The sequence below is a fragment of the Sphingomonas sp. S2M10 genome, from assembly GCF_012650175.1.
GTDB lineage: Bacteria > Pseudomonadota > Alphaproteobacteria > Sphingomonadales > Sphingomonadaceae > Sphingomonas.
The window spans coordinates 166,932-186,788 of the sequence record NZ_JAAILI010000008.1; the positions used below are offsets into that span (position 1 = coordinate 166,932).

Sequence of the window (19,857 nt, forward strand, 5' to 3'; positions counted from 1 at the left end):
CGGCACCGGAGGGGGTAGGCCATGGCAACCGCAGCACCATATCGCATCGTCGTCGCGGGCGGCGGCACGGCCGGTTGGATGGCCGCGGCGGCGCTGATCCGCTTCCTCGGTCCCGGCTTCACCGTGACGGTCATCGAATCCGAGGCGATCGGCACGGTGGGCGTCGGCGAAGCGACCATCCCGCAGATCCGGATGTTCAACGCCAGCCTCGGCATCGACGAGGACGCCTTCGTCGCCGCCACCCAGGCCAGCTACAAGCTCGCCATCGAGTTCGTCGGCTGGACCAAGGGCGGCCGCTACATGCACGCCTTTGGCGATGTCGGCCGCGACAACGGCCTGCTCGCCTTCCGCCACACCTGGCTGCGCGGGCTGACGGAAGGAGTCGCCGAGCCGCTCGCCGCCTATTCGCTCAACAATGTCGCCGCGCTGGCCAACCGGATGCAGCGCGGACCGGCCCGCACCGCCCGCGTGCTGCCGGAAATGCCCTATGCCTTCCATTTCGACGCCGGCCTCTATGCCCGCTTCCTGCGCGACTATGCCGAGGCGCGCGGCGTGGTGCGCCACGAGGGGCGGATTGAAGCCGTCGCCCGCAACGGCGAGCATGGCGAGCTGGTTGCGCTGCACCTCGACGGCGACCGCCGGATCGAAGGCGACCTGTTCCTCGATTGCACCGGCTTCCATGCGCGGCTGATCGGCGCGGCTATGGGGGTCGGTTATCAGGACTGGACGTACTGGCTGCCCTGTGACCGTGCGCTGGCGGTCCCGAGCGCCCGCGCCCGCGACTTCACGCCCTACACCCGCGCCACCGCGCACGATGCCGGCTGGCAGTGGCGGATCCCCCTCCAGCACCGCACCGGCAACGGCATCGTTTATTCGAGCCGCCACCTTTCGGACGACGAGGCGGCTGCGCGGCTGCTGGCGGGGCTGGACGAGCCGGCGCTCGCCGACCCACGCCCGCTGCGCTTCCTGGCAGGGCGCCGAGAGGTCTGCTGGGCGGGCAATGTCATCGCGCTTGGCCTGTCCAGTGGCTTTCTCGAGCCGCTGGAATCGACCAGCATCCACCTGATCCAGTCGGCGGTGGAGCGCGTGCTCAAGCTGCTGCCCGGCCGCCGGGCCCTCGCGCCGCTACGCGACAGCTACAACCGGCAGGCCGCGCTCGAGATGGAGCGCATCCGCGACTTCCTGATCCTGCATTACTGCGCGAACGACCGCGACGAGCCTTTCTGGCGCGAGCGCCGTGAGAGTCCCCTGCCCAACGGCCTGGCCGAGAAGATCGCGCTGTGGCGCGCGAGCGGCGAGATCGTCCGCGAGGAAGGCGACCTGTTCAGCGACGTGGCCTGGCTGCAGGTGCTCGCCGGTCAGGGCATCGCGGCGGAGGGACATCACCCCCTCGCCGACCAGCCGCCGGTCGCGCAGATCGCCGAATATCTCGACCTTCTCGCCAAGCTGAACGCGCGCGAAGTCGCGCAGATGTCCCCTCATAGCGACTTCGTCCGCGCGCATGGTGCCCCGGACGCGGAGATTGCCGCATGATCCGTTCGACCGCCCTTGCCCTGCTCGCTGCCGCGCTCGCCGCGACGCCGACCGTGGCCCAGACCTATCGCGACCGCTTGCCCGAGGATGAAGTGCTCTACTTCCTCCTCCCGGATCGCTTCGAGAATGGCGATACCACCAACGATCGTGGCGGGCTGAGCGGCGATCGACTGGTCACCGGCTTCGATCCCGCGTCCAAGGCCTTCTATCACGGCGGCGACCTCAAGGGCGTGCTGAACCGGCTCGACTATATCCAGGCGCTGGGTGCCACCGCGATCTGGGTCGGGCCGATCTTCAAGAACAAGCCCGTCCAGGGGCCGGAGGGACAGGAATCGGCCGGCTATCACGGCTATTGGATCACCGATTTCACTCAAGTCGATCCGCATGTCGGCACCAATGCCGAGTTCAAGGCGCTGGTGGACGCGGCGCACAGGCGCGGCATCAAGGTCTATATGGACATCGTCGTGAACCACACGGCGGACGTCATCCAGTTCCGGGAATGCGGCGACTGCAGCTATCGCAGCCGGGCCGACTTTCCGTACCAGCGCAAAGGGGGCGTCGCCGGCGCGGCCATCAACCCCGGCTTCACCGGCGACGACAACCACAGCGCGGCCAACTTCGCCAAGCTCACCCGACCGGACTACGCCTATACGCCGATCGTGCCCGAGGCGGAGAAGCGGGTGAAGGTACCTGCCTGGCTCAACGATCCTATCTATTACCACAATCGCGGCAATTCGACCTTCGCGGGCGAAAGTTCGACGATGGGCGACTTCGTCGGCCTTGACGATCTGATGACCGAGCATCCGCGTGTGGTCGCGGGCATGATCGACATTTTCGGCGGCTGGATCGATCGGTTCGGCATCGACGGCTTCCGCGTCGATACCGCGCGCCACGTGAACCCCGAATTCTGGCAGGCCTTCGTCCCCGCCATGCGGGCCCGCGCCAGGGCCAGAGGCATTCCGAACTTCCACATCTTCGGCGAGGTCGCCGATCCCGAAGTAGCGGCGCTGGCCCGGCACACCCGCGTGGACAAGTTCCCGGCGGTGCTCGACTTCGCCTTCAACCAGGCAGTGATCGACGTCGCCGGTGGCAAGGGCACCGATCGCCTCGCCAAGATGTTCGCGGCCGACGTGCTGTACGAAGGCGGCGAGACGACCGCGCACCGACTTCCCACCTTCGTCAGCAACCATGATGCCGGCCGCCTCGCCACCTTCATCCGGCAGGCGCTCCCCAGGATCGGCCAGGAAGAACTGCTCCGGCGCGTCCAGCTTGGCCAGGCGATGCTGCTGCTGCTGCGCGGCGTGCCGACCATCTATTCGGGCGACGAGCAGGGCTTCGTCAGCGACGGCAACGACCAGGATGCGCGCGAGGACATGTTCGGGAGCAAGGTCGCGAGCTACAACGACAATAGGCTGCTCGGCACTGCTGCCACCACCGCCGCTCCCAGCTTCAACCCCGCGCACCCGCTGTTCCGCGAGATTGCGATGCTCGCCCGGCTGCGAACCGGCCATGCCGCGCTTACCCGCGGCCGACAGGTCACCCGTTTCGCCAGCGACAAGCCCGGCCTGTTCGCCGTCTCTCGCTTCGATCCAAAGACCGGCGCCGAGACCGTGATCGCCTTCAACACCAGCCCCGACCCCTGGAGCGGCAACGTCCAGGTGGAGACCGGCTCCACCGCCTTCCGTACCCTGGCGGGCAATTGCCCCGCCAACGCTGTCGCCCCCGGCAGCATCGCCCTTTCCCTTCCCGCGTTCGGCTACACCGTCTGCGCGGCCGGAGCTCCGAAGTGAACCTGATGTCGATGCGCGAGCTTTCCACCGAAACCCGGCCCTGGTGGCGCGGCGCGGTGATCTACCAGATCTATCCGCGCAGCTTCGCGGACTCGAACGGCGACGGCGTCGGCGACCTGCCCGGCATCACCGCGCGGCTCGATCATGTCGCCGCGCTGGGGGTGGATGCGGTGTGGATCTCGCCTTTCTTCACGTCACCGATGCGCGACTTCGGCTATGACATCGCCGATTTCTGCGGCGTCGACCCCGTGTTCGGCACGCTCGCAGACTTCGACGCGCTGGTCGCCCGGGCACATGCGCTGGGTCTCAAGGTGCTGATCGATCAGGTCTATTCGCACAGCTCGGACCAGCATCCGTGGTTTCAGGAAAGCCGCACCAGCCGCACCAACGCACGCGCCGACTGGTATGTCTGGGCCGATGCCAAGCCCGACGGCAGCCCGCCCAACAACTGGCAGTCTGTGTTCGGCGGCCCGGCCTGGACCTGGGACGCGCGGCGCGGCCAATATTATCTCCACAACTTCCTCCGCGAGCAGCCGGACCTGAACTTCCACAACCCGGAGGTGCAGGCGGCCACCCTGGCGACGGCGAAATTCTGGTTGGATCGCGGTGTCGACGGCTTCCGGCTCGATGCGATCAACTTCACGATGCACGACCCCGACCTGCGGGATAATCCGCCCGCGCCGGACACGGGCGCGCCGCGCACCCGTCCGTTCGATTTCCAGCAGCATGTCTACAACCAGAGCCATGCGGATATCCCGCTGCTGCTCGAGAAGCTGCGCGCGCTGGCGGATTGTTACCCCGGGCGCTTCACCGTTGCCGAAGTCGGCGGGCCCTCTCCGGAGGCCGAAATGCACCTGTTCACCGCTGGGAGCACGCGGCTGAACAGTGCCTATGGCTTCAACTTTCTCTACGCCGATCGCCTGACGCCGATGCTCGTCCGCGACGCCGTCGCCGAATGGCCAGACGCACCGGGCGTGGGCTGGCCAAGCTGGGCGTTCGAGAATCACGACGCGCCGCGCGCCATCTCGCGCTGGGTCGCGCCCGAGCATCGCGGCACCTTTGCCGCGCTGAAGATGCTGCTGCTGCTCTCCTTACGCGGCAACGCGATCCTGTATTATGGCGAGGAACTGGGCCTGACCCAGGTCGAGATCGACTATGCGGACCTGCAGGATCCCGAGGCGATCGCCAACTGGCCGCTCACCCTCAGCCGCGATGGCGCGCGCACGCCGATGCCTTGGGTGGCGGAAGCACCCCATGCCGGCTTCTCTGCCGCCCGCCCCTGGCTGCCGCTCGGCCCCGATCACATGGCGCTCGCGGCCGATCGGCAAGAAGCCGATCCCGCCTCGCCGCTACGGCTCACCCGGCGGTTGATTGCGCTTCGCCGGGCGCACCCGGCGCTGATGGAAGGCAGGATGGAGGTGCTGCACGCCGATGCCGCGCTGCTCGTCTTCACCCGCACGCTGGACGATGCGCGGATCCTGTGCGCGTTCAATCTCTCCGATACTGCGATCGCGATCCCGTCCGGGCTTCTCGAGGGTGCGACGCCGATCGAGGCGCTGAACGGCGCGACCACGACCGCCTTGCCCCCTTTCGCCGCGCTGCTCGCGCGCTGAGTCCCCTCCCCCAACCGGGAGATCCTGAGGGGCCGGCCCCGCGCCGGCCCCTTTTTTTTACCGCGGCATGCCGTTGAGCCCGCTGGCCTTGCGCAGCGCGTCGCCGTCGAGGCGATAGCCGTCGAGGAACACGGTATGGACATGGCGCAGGTTGCCGATATCCTTCTGCACATCGCCTTCGACGAGGAGAATGTCCGCGGTCTTGCCCGGTGCGATCGCGCCCACCCTGTCGTCCATGCCCACCATTCGCGCAGGTACGATCGTCGCGGTCTGCAGCGCCTCGACATTGGTGAGGCCGGCCTCCTGGTAAAGCTCCAGTTCGCGCACAAGCTCCAGGCCATAGCCGTCGGTGCCGGCGATGATCGGCACCCCCGCCTTGTGCAGCCGCCCGACCACTTCCACCATCTTGCCGAAGCTCTTGCGGAAATCGGCGCGGGTCAGGCCGGCGAACAGCGGATAGCCGCCGATCTTCCAGCCGCGCGCGACCGCGGGCGGCGCAATGTCCGTATAGGCGGCATATTCCGGCGGCACGGCGCTCCCGTCCGAGGTCAGCAGCGGCTCCCACACGGTCAGCGTGGGGTCGATGATCGTCTTGCGCTTGGCGAGCTCTGCATAGAAGGCGCGCAGCTCGGGCGAGTCCAGATTCAAGTCCTTGCCATATTGCGCCGGCCCTTCGAGCCGCGCGGCGGTATTGGCCTTGTCCACTACGTCCTGCGGCATCGCCTGCATCAGGATGAAATTGATGTGGGTGACCTCGTCATAGCCCGCGCGCACCGCATCGAGCGGCCGCATCCGCGCCGGCACATGGCCATGGACGTGCAGCCCCAGCTTGTGCGCCTCGGCCGCCGCAGGAGCGATCCAGGCCGGATCCATCGAGGTGTAGAACTTCACCCCCCACATGCCTGCGGCCTTGATCTTGTCGACCGCCGCCACGGCCTCCGCCGCCGACGAGACGGTCAGCGCGCCCTGCGCCGCCAGCGGATCCTTCTTGTCGATGATCACCGAAACCTTGCCGTCGGGCGCCAGCAGGTCGCCCGCGGCGCGGCGCTTGAAGATGCTCTGCGCATCCTCGATCGACGAGCCGGGGCTGCGATAGTTGGTCATGCCGGTGGCGACGTTCTGGAGCAGGTTCCAGTCATCGCCGACATGCTGATGCGAGTCCCACAGGCCGGGCAGCAGCGTGCGGCCTCGCCCGTCGATCACCGTCATTGCCTTGGTCGCGGCGATGCTGCCGGCGGGGCCGACCTTCGCCACCTTGCCGTCGGCGATCAGCACGGCCTGGTCTGGCAGATAGCGGCCGGCAACGGAATCGAACAGCAGCACATGGTCGACCAGCGTCGGCGTGCGATTGGCCGGGGTGAGGAAGCGATGCGCAACGTCGCGCACCATCGCCGCGGCCTCCTTGTCCTGGATTTCCTTCAGCTTCGGCCCGGCCGCCTCATAGCCTTCGGGCAGCAGCGACATGCCGCCGGCAGAGCCGAAGAAATGGTCCTGCGCGTCGAGCCAGACCGGCGAGGGCGAGAAGCCGATGCCGGTGACATAGGCCAGCTTCACCGTTTTCTTTCCGGCCGGTCCGTCGATCTCCACCGGCTTGCCGATGGTGATGCTGGCATGGCCGCTCGGCAGCAGGTCGATCCCCGCCGATCCGGCCGCAACCAGCGCGTTGATATCGTTCTCAAGCGCCAGCCAAGGGCCGCCATAGCTGTTGTAGCGCGCCTTGTCGAACGGCTTCTCGCCCGCATCCACCGCCGTCTTCCAGCGCGCGATACCGGCGGGATCGACGGTGAAGGTCTCCGTCGCGTCGCCGCTGTCGGTGAAGCCGCGCACCGCGATGTCGACCGGCCGCAGGTCCGGCCCCAGCTTCACCACTTCGTCGGTCTCGGTGATCCAGCCGCGCAGCGACATCGACATGCGATAGGCGATGCGTCCGTCGGGCATGGTCCAGGACCAAATGTCGCCATGCTTGCCGGCGGTGGAAGAGATTGTGAAATGCCGCGCCTCCGGAGGCGGCGCCATCAGATCGGCCTTCTGCGTTTGCGCCGCCGCCGGCAGCACGGCAGCGGTGGCGAGCAGAACCCCCAGACGAAGTGCGCGCATGTTACCCCCAACTGGATCGAAACGAATGGACCGCGCCTGTCTGGCACGGGGTCCGCATCCGCGCAATTGCAGGCCCCGTGCGATCGTTCCGATCAGTTCTTGCGCCCGACCATCGCGCCAACCCCGCGCCCGTCGGCATTGATGATGCCGAAGTTCGCGCCGATCTCCGCCGCGCCGGGCCCGTAGAACGCGCCCTGCATGTTCACCGTCGCCCCGTTGGCGCCGCCCGCGGCCGAGAAGAACACGCCGGTCTGTTCTGAGCGGATAGCCCCCGTCAGCGCATGGGTTCCGAAATCACGCAGGCCGTTCGTCACTACATTCTGCCCGCGCAGCTGCAGCGTCGCCTGCACCGTCGCCGCAGCGAAGTCCGCCGAAAAACTGCCTTGCCCGCCCATCGCGTAGACACCGTTTGCGCCGGCGAACTGCCCATCGACGACCGTGGTGTAACTCGCCGTCCCGGTCTTCGGCATGTCCGATGGCGCCGTGCGGACGCCATAGGCGAAGAAAATCGTGTCGACACCGATAGGGCTGCCCTGCGTGATCGCCTGATAGGCGCCATAGCTGGCATAAGTGAGCACGAGCTGCGGATTGCCCGCGCCGGGATTGAACAGCGACAGATTTTCCTGCCGATTGCCCGAACGCTTCTCGTAATTGCTCAGCGTGTTCGTGCTCGACGTGCGGTCGGATGGACCGAACGCTGGCGAGGTGAAAGGCGCCATTGAGATCGTGTAGCTCTGCGCGGCCGCATCATACCGCACCGAAAAATTGTTGGAGGAGACAGGCACGGTGCCGTCGAAGTCGCTCGCTGCTCCGGTGCCCGATATCGAATAGCGCATGCGCCCCGCGGCCCCGCCGAACCCTTCGGCGAAGCGAAGGTCGGTAAGCGTCGCGTTTCGCTGGTCGGTCGGCGCGGCGGGCACGGGGATGAAGCCCGGTCCGCTGACGCCTCCTCCACCGCCGCCACTGCACCCGCCCAGCACAACGGCCAGCGCGACCAACGCGCCTCCATTCAGTTTCATGCGATTCCCCTTTCGAATCCCCCGCGCATTGACTGCCTTGCCCCGGCGCTATTGCACGCATTCATAGGCTAACCGATGGCCCTCGGCACCGCAATGCGCGGGATGCCCCCAAACCGCCCGGTGGGGGTGCGAGTTCAGGATCGCGGCACGGTGCAGTCGGCCAGCCACTCCTCCAGATTGGTCCAGCCGTCCCGATTACGATCGGCGTTCCCGTCGCGCGGGTCTCGAGGGTCGAGGGCATGCGCGATTTCCCATGCGTCGGGCATGCCGTCGTCATCGCTATCCCGAGGCGCGGGCGCGCTCCGGAGTTCCGGCCAGCCTCCCACCTCGCGCTGGCTGTCGATCTGACGGCCAGTACGATCGCGGACCCCGGCGACCACCCGGGCATCGACGCTGTCGCGCACCCTGGAAGCGCCCGCGCTCGCCAAGACGCGCGCGAACGCAGTCGCTGCCGCATCGCGCGTCACCGGCGGCATCGGGATCGGCGCGTGGAGCCGGTAGCCCTCGGGCGAAATGCCGTCGACGAGGCTCCATGGATCGGCCGGGATTGCGCCGTTCATGCTGTTGCCGGCGAACCACGCCCTCGCCAGCGTGTTGCTCTCGTGAAAGGCGATCGGCTTTTCCGATTGCGGACCCATCACATAGGCATTGTCGACGAAATTGTAGCGGGCAAGCGTCGCCTTGTCGGCATTGTAGCCGGACCAGCCCTTGCCCCAATTGTAGAAGATGTTGGATCGAAAGTCGAAAAACGCGCCCTCGGGGTCGATCTCCGGCCCGCTATAGTTGCCGGGCCGTGGCATGCGGGCCTCGTGATTGGCCCAAAGATTGTGGTGAAAGCTGATCCTGGCCCCCCGCCCGCCGCGGATCAGGCTGCCATAGCCATGCTCGCCCTTGGCGTGGAGCGAATGGGTGAGCGACTCCGCGATGATCGACCATTGCACGGTCAAGTCCCAGAAGCCTTCTCCCGGCTTGGCATAATTGGTGGAAGCGGACAGTGTTTCATCCACCGACCAGCTCGCGGAGACATGATCTAGGATGATGCGGCGGCCGCCGAGGATCCAGATCGCATCGGATTCGGTGCGGCTCTCGTCCCCCAGCCGCACGCGGATATAGCGGATCACCACATCGTCGGCGGCAACTTCCAGCGGGTGGTCGCGCAGGGTAATGCCGTCACCCGGTGCCGACTGACCGGCGATGGTCACCCGCCCCTCGCGGATCCGCAGCGGCTTTTCCAGCCGGACCGTGCCGGAGACTCGGAACAGGATCGTCCGGGGGCCAGGCGTTTCCACCGCCGCGCGCAGGCTGCCGGGTCCGCGATCGTCCAGCGTGGTGACGAACAGCACCTTGCCGCCACGCCCGCCCAGCGCCTGGGCACCCGCCCCTTCCGCGCCAGGAAACGCCGGGATCGACCGCTCCTGCGCAAGTACAGGCGCGGTCAGGAGCAGGGCGAGCATCGCTGCGGTGCGCATCAGAAGTTCAGCCGAACGCCGGCGGTGATGATCCGCCCGGTGCTGCCATAGATCTGCGACACCGGGTTCGCGGCATACATCGTACGATATTGCGGCTGGTTGGTCAGATTGCGCGCCTCCAGCGAGAAGCGGGCGAACTTGGTCACGTTGATGGCGAACGCCGCATCGAGATTGAACTGGTTCTCGTTGTAGCCGAAGTCGGCGAACACCGGCGAGTTGCAGGCCGCACCGGCATTGGTGGTTGTGCCGACCGAGCAGGTGCCGGTCGCCAGCGGGAAGCGGTTGACGTAGCGCGTGCGATAGGCGCCCGAAAAGCGCAGCGACCAGCGTTCGTTCTCGTAATAGAGCGTGGCGTTGAACGCATCCGGCGAAGTGTTCAGGAACGGTGCCGTGGCATAGCTGTTCTGCGCGGTCGCCGTCCCGCCCGCTTGGGTCGTCGCCAGCACCGTACCCGTCAGATAGCTGAGCGAAGAGTCGATATGGGTGTAGTTGGCGGTGACGCCCATCTTGTCGAACGGTGCAGGCAGGAACCAGAAATCGGTCTGCAGATTGACCTCGAGACCCTTGATCGTGCCGCCCGGGGCGTCCTTGAACTGGCGCGCCCCCCAGGTGCCGCCGTTCTGCGTATAGGCCCGCAATAGCGGATCGGTCATCGAGGCGAGGATCTGGTTGTAGATCGCCGGCTCGAACACGGTAGACAGCGGCGCCTCGCCGGCCAGTTGCTGCGGGAAGCTGTCGAGGTTCTTCTTGAACAGCGCCACGGCGATCAGGCCGTTGTTCCGGAAGTATTTCTCGATGCTGAGATCGAGATTGGTCGCGCGAAACGGACTGAGATAGGGGTTGCCGACGGTCAGCGACGGAGCCGAGCCGTTGGTAGCCAGGGTACTGGAAAAGGACGTGGTCCCAGGCGTAAGACTGGAGAGCTGCGGCCGCGACATCACTTTGGCGGCGGCAAAACGTATCAGCAGGCCCGGCTTAGCCTCCCAGTTGATATTGGTGGAGGGCAGCCAGTCCCAATATTCGTTGTTGGCAACCACTGCGATGCCCGGGATGCCGTCCGCACCGCCGACATTCCCGCGGCCGTTGACGCGGGTGTTGGCAATGCGGAGCCCGGCATTGCCGCGCAGCGGACCGCCGAGCAGCGTCAGGTCATAATCGACCTGGAAGAAGCCCGAAATGTCCCGCTCGTCGACCCCGCCGCCCTGGCGTCCGTCCGGCACGACGCGGAAATCGCCCCATTTGTTGATGCAGTTGCAGTCGATCCCGAAGGCGTTGACGAACTTGCCGATCTCCGGCGCGAAGAAGCTGGTCGGTGTACCCGCAGGCACGTCGAGGCCTTGGCCGAAGCCATAGACGCCGCCCAGATCGGTGACGTTAAGCCCCGCCTCCACCAACGTCGGGTTCAGCGCCTCGATCGATTGGGCCCGGCGCTGCTGATCGGCGAAATAGCTGAACTTCTTGTAGGTGCCGCCGAACCGGAGGGTCATCTCCGGCACCGCCTCGAACGCGAAGTTCAACCGGCCGACGCGATATTCGTTGGTTACTTGGTTCTTGAACACGCGGATCGTCGAAAGGCCCTTCACCAGCGTCCACGCATTGGGATCGGCGACGTTGAAGCCAGGGTTGAACACCGGCATCTTGCCGCCGTCGCGCTCGTCGAACACATAGCCGTTCTGGTCGATGGCGTTGACCTCGGCGAGATAGCCGGTCGCATCGAATACCGATTTCGACCAGCCGAGCGTGCCTTCCATCGTCAGCCGCTCACCGAAATCCTGACGGAGGTTCAGCGTCGCCTGCCTGAACTCGGTCGAGCCGCTCTGCGTATCGATGGAGCTGCGCCAGTCGACGCGGTCGAGCTGGAGGTAATCGGCCTGCCCCGCGGCATTGACATTGGCGGCGCGCACTACCGTGTTGGGGCGCCCGAGCAGCTGGGTGTAATAGCCTGTCTGGTTGCTCGTCGCGACATAGCCCGGCGAGCGGGGGTTGTTGTAATAGTCGAACGCGCTCAGATTATCGGGATTATAGCTGTTGAAATAGCCGGGCAGCACGCTGCTGCCGTTGAGTTGCTGGCCGCAATCGACGATCGCACTTCGCACGCAGTTGGGATAGAGCGCGACGCGGTCCGCATTGCCGTTGGTGGTGCCCACGGCGCGCAGCGTGTTCTGGGTCACGCGCGTGTTGGTGCCGTTGCGGTTCAGGCCGATCGGGGTGATGCCGGCCAGCTCGCTGTCCTGGTCGTATTTGGAATAGACGCCGTCGAGAATGATCTCGGTGCGCTCGCTCGGCTGCCACTGCGCCGTGGCGGTGATGCCCAGCCGCTCATAGTTGAGCTTCTGCCGGTTGATCGAGGGAAGGCCTGGGATGATCGTTGTCGGCGTCAGCAGCCCGTAGGCGGCGGGGTCGGATCCGAAGGTCGCCCCCGTGCCGCCCGGCCGCGCGAAGCCATAGACCGGCGGCGTCACCCCGTTGATCTGGGAGTTGCGGTACACGTAATCGAAGACGCCGATGCCGCGGCGGTAGGAATCGATCTGCTGCTCCTGCTTCTGATAGGCGCCGGAGACCAGCACGCCGAAATTTTCGGTCAGCTTGACCGAGGCCAGCCCGGTGAAGCGCGGGTTCCACGTCTTGCCATTCTCGCGATATTCAGCCTCGCCGCCCAGCGCGAAGCGATTGCCCTTATAGGCCAGCGGGCGGCCGGTCGTGAGATCGATGATCGCGCCGAGCGAGCCCTCGTCATTCTCGGCTGCCGTCGACTTGGTGATCTTGACGCCGCCGAAAAGTTCGGAGGCGAACGTATTGAAATCGAAGCCGCGGCTGCGATTGGCGCCGGCATCGGACTGGTTGCCGCCGGCGACATTCTGTGCATCGGCACCGTTCAGCCGCACCGACTGGAAATCGCCGCCCAGGCCGCGCACGGTGATCGAACGGCCCTCACCATTGTCGCGGTCAATCGACACACCGGGCAGGCGCTGGATCGACTCCGCGAGGTTGGCATCGGGGAAGTCTGCGATATCTTCGGCGGTGATCGCATCGACGATCTGGTTGGAGCGGCGCTTTAGGTTCAGCGCGTTCTGCAGCGATGCACGGAAACCGGTGACAACGATTTCGTCGCCGGTTTGCGGGTCGATCGGCGACGGCTCTTCCTGCACGCTTGCGTCCCGCGCTGCATCTACCCGTGCCACGTCGTTGCCCTGCTGCACCTGCGCCTGCGCCGTTCCGGCAAGCAGGAGCGCCATTCCGAGCGTGCCCATCGACGCGCCGAGCCGTAGGCCGCTGCGCGCAGGAACCACAATATCGCTGAAATCCGCCATTCGAACCTCCCCTGTCCTCATGCCTGAGCATGCGCGCGACTGCGCCGGACGGCGGGCAAGTGGATACACGACCAGGTTTCGAAGGCCGGTGATTACCGGCGTTCGATTCCAGGACCAGGTCGCGCCAATCCTCTCCCACGCCATCGCCGAATCTTGCGTTCGACTTGGCGCAAGCGCTGCATCACGCTTGATTGACCTGCATTGTTGCAGGCGCTGGCACCATGTCAACCGGTGTCATAAGCCGTTATACGACATTTTTGCCCGGCGCGGCCACGGCGCCACACTTGGCTAGCGCGTTAGTTAGGGCGCGGGGGCGCCACCGAGGCCCGGTGAATGAGCGTCGATGGGAACAGCGACGGCTCCTCCACCGCCTGATCGTCGCCGAAGAAATCGACCAGCAGCTTCAGTGCCGCCGATCGGCCCATCGAGATAATCGGCCAGTGCACCGTCGTCATCGGCGGCCAGATGTGCGAGGCGATCGCGGTATCGTCGAAGCCGATGATCGACAGATCCTCGGGCACGCTCATGCCGCGGCGCCGCGCCGCGTGCAGCGTCGCCGCCGCCATCTCGTCATTAGAAGCGAAGATCGCCGTCGGCCGCGGCGACAGGTCCAGTAGCCGGTCGGCCGCCGCAAGGCCGCTCTCGAAGGTATAATTGCCGTCTGCGATCAGGCTTCGCGGCAGCTTGATCCCCGCATCGGCCAGCGCCTGCTCAAAGCCCCTCCGCCGCTCGCGCGCCGAACGGAAACCGTGCGGGCCCGCGATCAGCCCGATCCGATGATGGCCAAGCGCGACGAGATGACGCACCGCCTCTACCACAACCTCACTGTCGTTCGAGGCAACCATGTGCTCGGGCGTGTCGAGCGGCGCGGAGCCCATGCGGACGTAGCGGGTGCCGAGGCTGCGGCAAAGATCGGCCAGCATGTCGTTCTCCGATACCGGCGGGAGGATCAGCACGCCGTACAGCCGCTGCCGCTCCAGGAAGGCGCGCACGTCCGCCAGCATCGTCGAGGAACCGCGGTCGATCGGACGGACGATCAGCTCGAATTCGGTGTCGCGGATCGCTTCCAGGATGCCCGCCTGCACGTTCATCACCATCTGCGCGTTCGGGTTGTCGTGGATCAGGCCGAGCAGGAAATTGTGCCGCAACGCCAGCGCGCGCGCCTGGACATTGGGGACATAGCCGAGATCCGCGATCACCGCCTCCACCCGAGCGCGCGTATCCTCGTTGAGCAGCGGGGAACGATTGATGACGCGGCTGACGGTCTTCTTCGAAACCCCGGCGAGCCGGGCGACGTCGTTGATGGTGGGCTTTCCCGTCTTTTCCATGGCGCGATGCTATACGGGGGCGCGAACGATTGCGATAGCCGAGCGCGGTCGGTCGGCGCCGCGCTCAGCTGCCCGGCTGGATATAGGGGATGCGCGCGAACAGCTCGCGTTCCCAGCGGCGCGGATCGTTCGCGAGCCGGCTTTCCACATCGAAGAGCATCGTCGCGCGATCGGGCAGCGTGTAGGGAGACCAGGTCGGCAGGCCCGGCGCCATCGGCGCCCCGCGGCGCGCCAGCGACGCAAAGGCACCCATTACCTGCCGGCTGAGCCGCTGCGCCGCAGGGCCGGTGCCGGTGAAGGCGCCCGGTGCCGAAAGCGTCCCGAAGGCGAGCGCGATATCCATCGTGTGCGGCGCGCCGCGCTCGGGCCGGGTCGGCGATGCGAAATCGACCTGATAGACCCAGGTCCCCCGCGCCCCGGCGGCCGCCCGCGCATCCGCCTCGATCACCTGACCGCGCCAGCTGCGACCGGCGGTGGTGGCGCGGTAGAACAGGTCCTGCGGCGTATCGCCGGGAAAGCGCGTGCGATATTGCGCCACCACCCATTCGGGCAGCACGTCGATCTTCAGCTCCGGCGCCATGCGAGCGGCGAGATTGTCCCAGTCCAGCGTACGGATGCGCTCGGATCCGGGATCGATGAAGGCCCGCGTTTCGTCATGCGTGTTGCCGAGGATCATCGGGATCGCCAGCGACTGCGGGTTCGCGTCCGGCCAGAACGGGTGCCGCACCAGCCAGCGCATGTCGAGCACCGGTCCGAAATAGACACCGCCGCCCAGGATGGGATCGCGGGCGTCCTGCGCCTCGACCAGCGTGTCCGCCGGAAGCGTGATGGCCGCCTCCAGCCCGCCCAACCGCTCCAGAAAGGCCTGCGCCCGTGCCGTGGCGTTCATCGGTCCCGAGGCGGTGACCTGCTGCCCGCTCATCGTCGCAGCGCTTTGGAACAGGCCCCTGGCCGCTTCCATGCCCATCAGCGTCGCGATCTTGGCACCCCCGCCGGATTGTCCGAACAGGAATATCCGCGCGGGATCGCCGCCGAACGCCGCGATATTGTCGCGGACCCAGCGCAGGGCGAGGATCAGGTCCAGCTGGCCGGCATTGCCGCTATCGGGGAAGCGAGGATCGAGCCGGGCGAGATAGAGATAACCGAAGGCATTGAGGCGATGGTTCACCGTCACCACCACCACGTCCTCGGTCCGGGCCAGCGCCGCGCCATCGTTGAGCGGATCGGTGACGCTGCCGTTGGAGTAGGCGCCGCCGTGGAAATAGACCATCACCGGGCGCCGCGCGGCGCGCTCCGTGCCGGGCGTCCAGACGTTGAGGAACAGGCAGTCTTCGGACTGGGGCTCCGCCTTCAGCCCGCGCTGGGGGCAGATCGGGCCAAAGGCCTGCGCCCTGCCCCGCGCCACCCGCGGTTCGGCAACGGGAGCACGAAACCGTGCCGCCCGGCCGTACCGGATGCCGAGGAAACGGGCTAGACCGCCTTCCCGCGTGCCCATGAAGCGCCCTGCGGGTGCGTCCGTGACCGGATCGCCGGCAGCCCGGGCACGCGGTGGCAGGGTGAGCGCAAGGCCGCCCGCCAGCACCGCGCGGCGACTGGTCACCGCCGCACGTCCAGGCCGCCCTCGGCAAAGGCGGCAAGGTCCGCGCGGGTGAACAGGCTAGCATCGCCGGGCAGCGAGTGTTTGAGCGCCGTGAGCGCCAGCCCCGCCTCGGCCATGGCTCGCGCGTCGCCGCCCTCCAGCAGGCCGTGGAGCACGCCGGCCGCGAAAGCGTCGCCCCCGCCGATCCGGTCGACGATGCCGCTCACGCGCAGTTCCTCGGTCTGGTAATGGCCGTCGCGGGTATCGACGCGTGCCGCAATGCGGTGGCTGTCGACATCGTCGACGTGTCGCGCGGTGGAGGCGATCAGCTGGAGCTTGGGGAACGCCGCGAAGGCAGCCTCCGCCGCCTCTCGGCGCCGCTCCGGGCCGTCGCCGGGGAAATGCTCGCCGAGCAGCAGCGAGATGTCGCGATGGTTGCCGAACAGGATCTCGGCATGGCCGATCAAGCGGCTGAGCACGCCGCGCGGATCGCTGTCCCAGGCTTCCCACAGCTTGGCGCGGTAATTGCCGTCGAACGACACGGAGATACCCCGTGCGCCGGCCGCCTCGGCGGCGGCGATGGCGGCGGCGGCGGTATTCGGCCCCAGCGCGGGGGTGATGCCGGAAAGGTGCAGCCGGGTGACACCGTCCAGCAGCGCATCCCAATTCCACGCTTCTGCCGGGCGATCGGCGAACACCGAATGCGCCCGGTCATACACGATCTCGGATGCGCGGAGCCCCGCGCCCGGCGTCAGGAAATACAGGCCCATGCGACCGGCTTCGGACATGACATGGCGGGTATCCACCCCGCGCCGCCGAAGTTCGCCGATCGCGGCAGACCCCAGCGGGTTGGCCGCGACGGCGCTGATCATCGCCACATCATGCCCCAGGCAGGCCAGCCCGGTCGCGACATTGGCCTCGGCGCCGGCGATCGCCACGTCGAGCTTGGGCGTCTGCAACAGCAGCTCGCGGCCCGGCGGCGACAGCCGCAACATCATTTCCCCGAAGAAAGCGAACGTCATCGTGCCAGCCAGCCTCCGTCGACGGCGAGAACATGGCCCTGCACATAATCCGAAGCGCGCGAGGCAAGGAAGACCGCAGCGCCCCCCAGATCCTCCGGATCGCCCCAGCGCGCTGCCGGGATGCGCTCGAGAATCTGGCGATTGCGGGTTTCGTCGGCCTGCAGCGCCGCGGTGTTGTTGGTGGCGATGTAGCCCGGCGCGATCGCGTTCACGTTGACGCCTTTCGCCGCCCATTCATTGGCCAGCAGCTTGGTGAGGCCGCCGATGCCGGATTTGGACGCCGTATAGCTGGGCACGCGGATGCCGCCCTGAAAAGTGAGCATCGAGGCGATGTTGATGATCCGCCCGCGCTCACCGGTCTCGCCGAAGCGGCGAACCATGACCTTGCCCGCCGCCTGGCAGAGGAAGAACACCGATTTCAGGTTGGTATCGACCACCGCATCCCAATCCTCCTCGGTGAAATCGAGGCTGTCGGCGCGACGGATGATCCCGGCATTGTTCACCAGGATGTCGATTTTCCCCAGCTTATCCACAGCCTCGTCCACAACCCTTTGCACAGGCTCGATCGTGGAGAGGTCGGCGGAGACGATCTCGGCGCGGCGGCCGAGGTCGCGCACCTTGCGCACCGTTTCCTCGGCGGGGGTGCGGCCGACGGCGGCGATGTCCGCGCCGGCTGCTGCGAGCGCCAGCGCGATGCCCTGGCCGATGCCGGTGTTCGCGCCGGTGATGACGGCCACCTGGCCGGTGAGGTCAAACGGATTGGTCATGGCATCCCCTCTCCCCCTCCCGCGTGCGGGAGGGGGTCGGGGGGTGGGCCCCCGCTATCCGATAGTAGATCCCGCGTGGGGGCCGGGGGCCCACCCCCCGGCCCCCTCCCGCACGCGGGAGGGGGAGTGAAGGCCCAGCTGGCTTACGAAAGGCTGCGCAGATAGTCGCTGATCGCCGCGTCCTGCGCATTGGCATAGAAATATTCGGCGAACTTCTCGCCGGCGATCGCCGCGCGCAGCAGATCCTGGTCGACGGTCTTCAGCACGGTGAGCATGTCGTTGCAGGTCACGCGCTTCAGGTCGGCGAGGATGCCGCGGTTCTTGCGCATGATCTCGGCGCGCTCCTTGGGATAGCCAAGGCCGCGCTCGCCCTCGAACAGCTTGCGGTACACGTCTTCCAGATTGAGCTCCGCCGCCCAGCCAAAGCCCTTGGCATAGGGCATCGAGATGGCGTTACCGTCGTTGATCTGGCCGAACAGGAAAGCATCGGTCGGGTCGATCACCAGACCGCAGAACACGCCCGGCATCGCGTTGCAGGCGAGCATCGAGCCCATGCCGGTGCCGCAGCCGGTCACCACGAAATCCACCGCCTTCGCATTGAGCAAAATGCCGGTGAGCAGGCCGTTCATCACATAGGTGAGCGAGGCGGAGTCCTCGGCCGAGTACATGCCGTAGTTGAACACCTGGTGGCCCAGCGGCTCGGCGACATTGGTGAGCGCCTGGTGGATGATGCCGTTCTTGGCGGCCTGGCTATTCTCGGTGATCAGCGCAATCTTCATCGTCCTCGTCCCTTCTGCTTGCAGCGACACCGGTTACCATAGCGGACCGGAAAGCGCTCACGATTTTGCGGGTGCGGCCTCAATCTCGAGCGCCGCACCCTGATTTTCAACCACTTATGCAGCTGTGCCGAGCTTGTACGCCTTGCGAACCAACCCGTTGGTCAGCTCAAATGCGAGTTCCGCCGCCTCCCAATCGAGCAGCCGCCCCTCGGCGACCAGCTGCGCGAGAAAGCCGCAATCGATCCGCCGCGCGACATCGTGGCGCGCCGGGATCGAGAGGAAGGCGCGGGTATCGTCGTTGAAGCCCACCGTGTTGTAGAATCCTGCCGTTTCGGTCACCTGCTCGCGGAACCGGCGCATGCCCTCGGGGCTGTCGTGGAACCACCATGCCGGGCCGAGCTTCAGGCACGGATAATGACCGGCCAGCGGCGCCAGCTCGCGCGCATAGACCGTTTCGTCCAGCGTGAAGAGAATGATCGACAGCGCGGTCGAGGTACCGAAGCGATCGAGCAGCGGCTTGAGGCCGTGGACATAGTCGGTCGCCATCGGAATGTCCGCGCCCTTGTCGCGGCCATGGCTGGCGAACAGCCCGCCATTATGGTTGCGGAAGCTGCCCGGGTGGATCTGCATCACCATCCCGTCCTCGACGCTCATCGCCGCCATTTCGGTGAGCATCTGCGCGCGGAACAGTTCGGCATCGGCCGGGGTCCAGTCGCTGCCGAGAATCCTGGCGAACAGCGCCGCCGCTTCCGCCTTGCTCAGATTGGCGGTGCGCGCGGTCGGGTGACCATGGTCGGTCGCGGTGGCGCCGGCGGCGCGGAAGTCGGCGCGGCGCTTGGCATGCGCGGCGAGATAGCCCTCCCAGCTGTACACGTCCTCGCCGGTCTTCTCGGCGAAGATCTTGAGTGCGCCGTGAAACTGCTCATGCTCGACGTCGATCACCGCATCCGGGCGATAGGTGGTGACGACGCGGCCGCCCCAGCCGGACTCCCGTATCGCGTGGTGCGGCGATAGGTCGTCCTGCGGCCCCTCGGTGGTGGCGAGGAACTCGATGTTGAAGCGATCGAACAGCGCACGCGGTCGAAAGTCGTCGCTCGCCAGCCTGGCATTGATCGTGTCGTAGTAGAAATCGGCGGTTTCGCCGTCGAGCGCAACCTCGAAGCCGAACACCTCGTCGAACACATGGCTGAGCCACATGGCGGACGGCGTGCCGCGGAACAGGTAGAGATGCTCGGCGAAGGTGCGCCACGCCGCGCGCGGATCGGTGGCCGGCATCCCCGCCCTGCTCGGCACGCACAGCGCGTCGAGCGACACACCCTGCGAGTAGAGCATGCGGTAGATGTAATGATCGGGCGACAGCAACAGCTCGGTCGCGTTCGACCAGTTGGCGTTGGTCGAGAACCAGGTCGGATCGGTATGGCCATGCGGGCTGATGATCGGCAGGCCGGCGACCTGCGCGTACAGTTCGCGCGCGATCGCACGGGTACGGTCCTCCGCCGGCAGCAACCGGTCGGGATCGAGCTTCAGCGGCTTGGCCATCGGGAACTCCG

The 19,857-nt window shown here is 66.7% G+C and carries 13 protein-coding genes; 3 read left to right on the forward strand and 10 right to left on the reverse strand.

Annotated features, from left to right (window positions below; translation table 11 throughout):
* Positions 1 to 21: 21 nt before the first annotated feature.
* The 3 genes from S2M10_RS02250 to S2M10_RS02260 are packed head-to-tail and all read left to right on the forward strand — an operon-like array spanning position 22 to position 4,936.
* A complete protein-coding gene (locus S2M10_RS02250; protein WP_168844660.1) occupies positions 22 to 1,533 on the forward strand; it encodes a tryptophan halogenase family protein in 1,512 nt (503 codons plus the stop codon).
* The gene (locus S2M10_RS02255; protein WP_168844661.1) at positions 1,530 to 3,323 is read left to right on the forward strand and encodes an alpha-amylase family glycosyl hydrolase; all 1,794 of its coding nucleotides are present in this window, start codon (positions 1,530 to 1,532) and stop codon (positions 3,321 to 3,323) included. Before S2M10_RS02250 ends, S2M10_RS02255 begins: the two co-directional genes overlap by 4 nt.
* A 5-nt stretch (positions 3,324 to 3,328) precedes the next feature.
* The gene (locus tag S2M10_RS02260) at positions 3,329 to 4,936 is read left to right on the forward strand and encodes an alpha-glucosidase family protein (protein WP_168845087.1); all 1,608 of its coding nucleotides are present in this window, start codon (positions 3,329 to 3,331) and stop codon (positions 4,934 to 4,936) included.
* 57 nt (positions 4,937 to 4,993) lie between these two features.
* Here S2M10_RS02260 and S2M10_RS02265 read toward each other — a convergent pair whose 3' ends face one another.
* From S2M10_RS02265 to uxaC, 10 genes are all read right to left on the reverse strand, one after another.
* Complete coding sequence (locus tag S2M10_RS02265) at positions 4,994 to 7,033, reverse strand: amidohydrolase family protein (RefSeq protein ID WP_168844662.1); 2,040 nt, start codon at positions 7,031 to 7,033, stop codon at positions 4,994 to 4,996.
* 92 nt (positions 7,034 to 7,125) lie between these two features.
* A complete protein-coding gene (locus S2M10_RS02270) occupies positions 7,126 to 8,052 on the reverse strand; it encodes a transferrin-binding protein-like solute binding protein (RefSeq protein ID WP_168844663.1) in 927 nt (308 codons plus the stop codon).
* 134 nt (positions 8,053 to 8,186) lie between these two features.
* Entirely contained in the window at positions 8,187 to 9,521 is a 1,335-nt protein-coding gene (locus S2M10_RS02275; protein WP_168844664.1) for a pectate lyase, read from the reverse strand.
* Entirely contained in the window at positions 9,521 to 12,832 is a 3,312-nt protein-coding gene (locus S2M10_RS02280) for a TonB-dependent receptor (protein WP_168844665.1), read from the reverse strand. The genes S2M10_RS02275 and S2M10_RS02280 overlap by 1 nt, the downstream gene beginning before the upstream one ends.
* Positions 12,833 to 13,128: 296 nt before the next feature.
* Positions 13,129 to 14,160, reverse strand: a complete 1,032-nt coding sequence (locus S2M10_RS02285) for a LacI family DNA-binding transcriptional regulator (RefSeq protein WP_168844666.1) — start codon at positions 14,158 to 14,160, stop codon at positions 13,129 to 13,131.
* A gap of 64 nt (positions 14,161 to 14,224) precedes the next feature.
* Positions 14,225 to 15,760, reverse strand: coding sequence for a carboxylesterase family protein (locus tag S2M10_RS02290; protein WP_168844667.1), 1,536 nt, complete (start codon positions 15,758 to 15,760; stop codon positions 14,225 to 14,227).
* The gene (locus tag S2M10_RS02295) at positions 15,757 to 16,761 is read right to left on the reverse strand and encodes a sugar kinase (protein ID WP_168844668.1); all 1,005 of its coding nucleotides are present in this window, start codon (positions 16,759 to 16,761) and stop codon (positions 15,757 to 15,759) included. The genes S2M10_RS02290 and S2M10_RS02295 overlap by 4 nt, the downstream gene beginning before the upstream one ends.
* Complete coding sequence (gene kduD, locus S2M10_RS02300) at positions 16,758 to 17,528, reverse strand: 2-dehydro-3-deoxy-D-gluconate 5-dehydrogenase KduD (RefSeq protein ID WP_168844669.1); 771 nt, start codon at positions 17,526 to 17,528, stop codon at positions 16,758 to 16,760. Before kduD ends, S2M10_RS02295 begins: the two co-directional genes overlap by 4 nt.
* Positions 17,529 to 17,671: 143 nt before the next feature.
* Complete coding sequence (locus S2M10_RS02305; RefSeq protein ID WP_168844670.1) at positions 17,672 to 18,307, reverse strand: RpiB/LacA/LacB family sugar-phosphate isomerase; 636 nt, start codon at positions 18,305 to 18,307, stop codon at positions 17,672 to 17,674.
* 114 nt (positions 18,308 to 18,421) lie between these two features.
* Positions 18,422 to 19,846, reverse strand: a complete 1,425-nt coding sequence (gene uxaC, locus S2M10_RS02310) for a glucuronate isomerase (protein WP_168844671.1) — start codon at positions 19,844 to 19,846, stop codon at positions 18,422 to 18,424.
* Positions 19,847 to 19,857 lie beyond the last annotated feature (11 nt).

Bases quoted from the DNA above. Each gene is read 5' to 3' on its own strand.
- S2M10_RS02250 (WP_168844660.1), top strand. From the start codon at position 22: ATGGCAACCGCAGCACCATATCGCATCGTCGTCGCGGGCGGCGGCACG.
- S2M10_RS02255 (WP_168844661.1), top strand. From the start codon at position 1,530: ATGATCCGTTCGACCGCCCTTGCCCTGCTCGCTGCCGCGCTCGCCGCG.
- S2M10_RS02260 (WP_168845087.1), top strand. From the start codon at position 3,329: ATGTCGATGCGCGAGCTTTCCACCGAAACCCGGCCCTGGTGGCGCGGC.
- S2M10_RS02265 (WP_168844662.1), bottom strand. From the start codon at position 7,033: ATGCGCGCACTTCGTCTGGGGGTTCTGCTCGCCACCGCTGCCGTGCTG.
- S2M10_RS02270 (WP_168844663.1), bottom strand. From the start codon at position 8,052: ATGAAACTGAATGGAGGCGCGTTGGTCGCGCTGGCCGTTGTGCTGGGC.
- S2M10_RS02275 (WP_168844664.1), bottom strand. From the start codon at position 9,521: ATGCGCACCGCAGCGATGCTCGCCCTGCTCCTGACCGCGCCTGTACTT.
- S2M10_RS02280 (WP_168844665.1), bottom strand. From the start codon at position 12,832: ATGGCGGATTTCAGCGATATTGTGGTTCCTGCGCGCAGCGGCCTACGG.
- S2M10_RS02285 (WP_168844666.1), bottom strand. From the start codon at position 14,160: ATGGAAAAGACGGGAAAGCCCACCATCAACGACGTCGCCCGGCTCGCC.
- S2M10_RS02295 (WP_168844668.1), bottom strand. From the start codon at position 16,761: ATGACGTTCGCTTTCTTCGGGGAAATGATGTTGCGGCTGTCGCCGCCG.
- kduD (WP_168844669.1), bottom strand. From the start codon at position 17,528: ATGACCAATCCGTTTGACCTCACCGGCCAGGTGGCCGTCATCACCGGC.
- S2M10_RS02305 (WP_168844670.1), bottom strand. From the start codon at position 18,307: ATGAAGATTGCGCTGATCACCGAGAATAGCCAGGCCGCCAAGAACGGC.
- uxaC (WP_168844671.1), bottom strand. From the start codon at position 19,846: ATGGCCAAGCCGCTGAAGCTCGATCCCGACCGGTTGCTGCCGGCGGAG.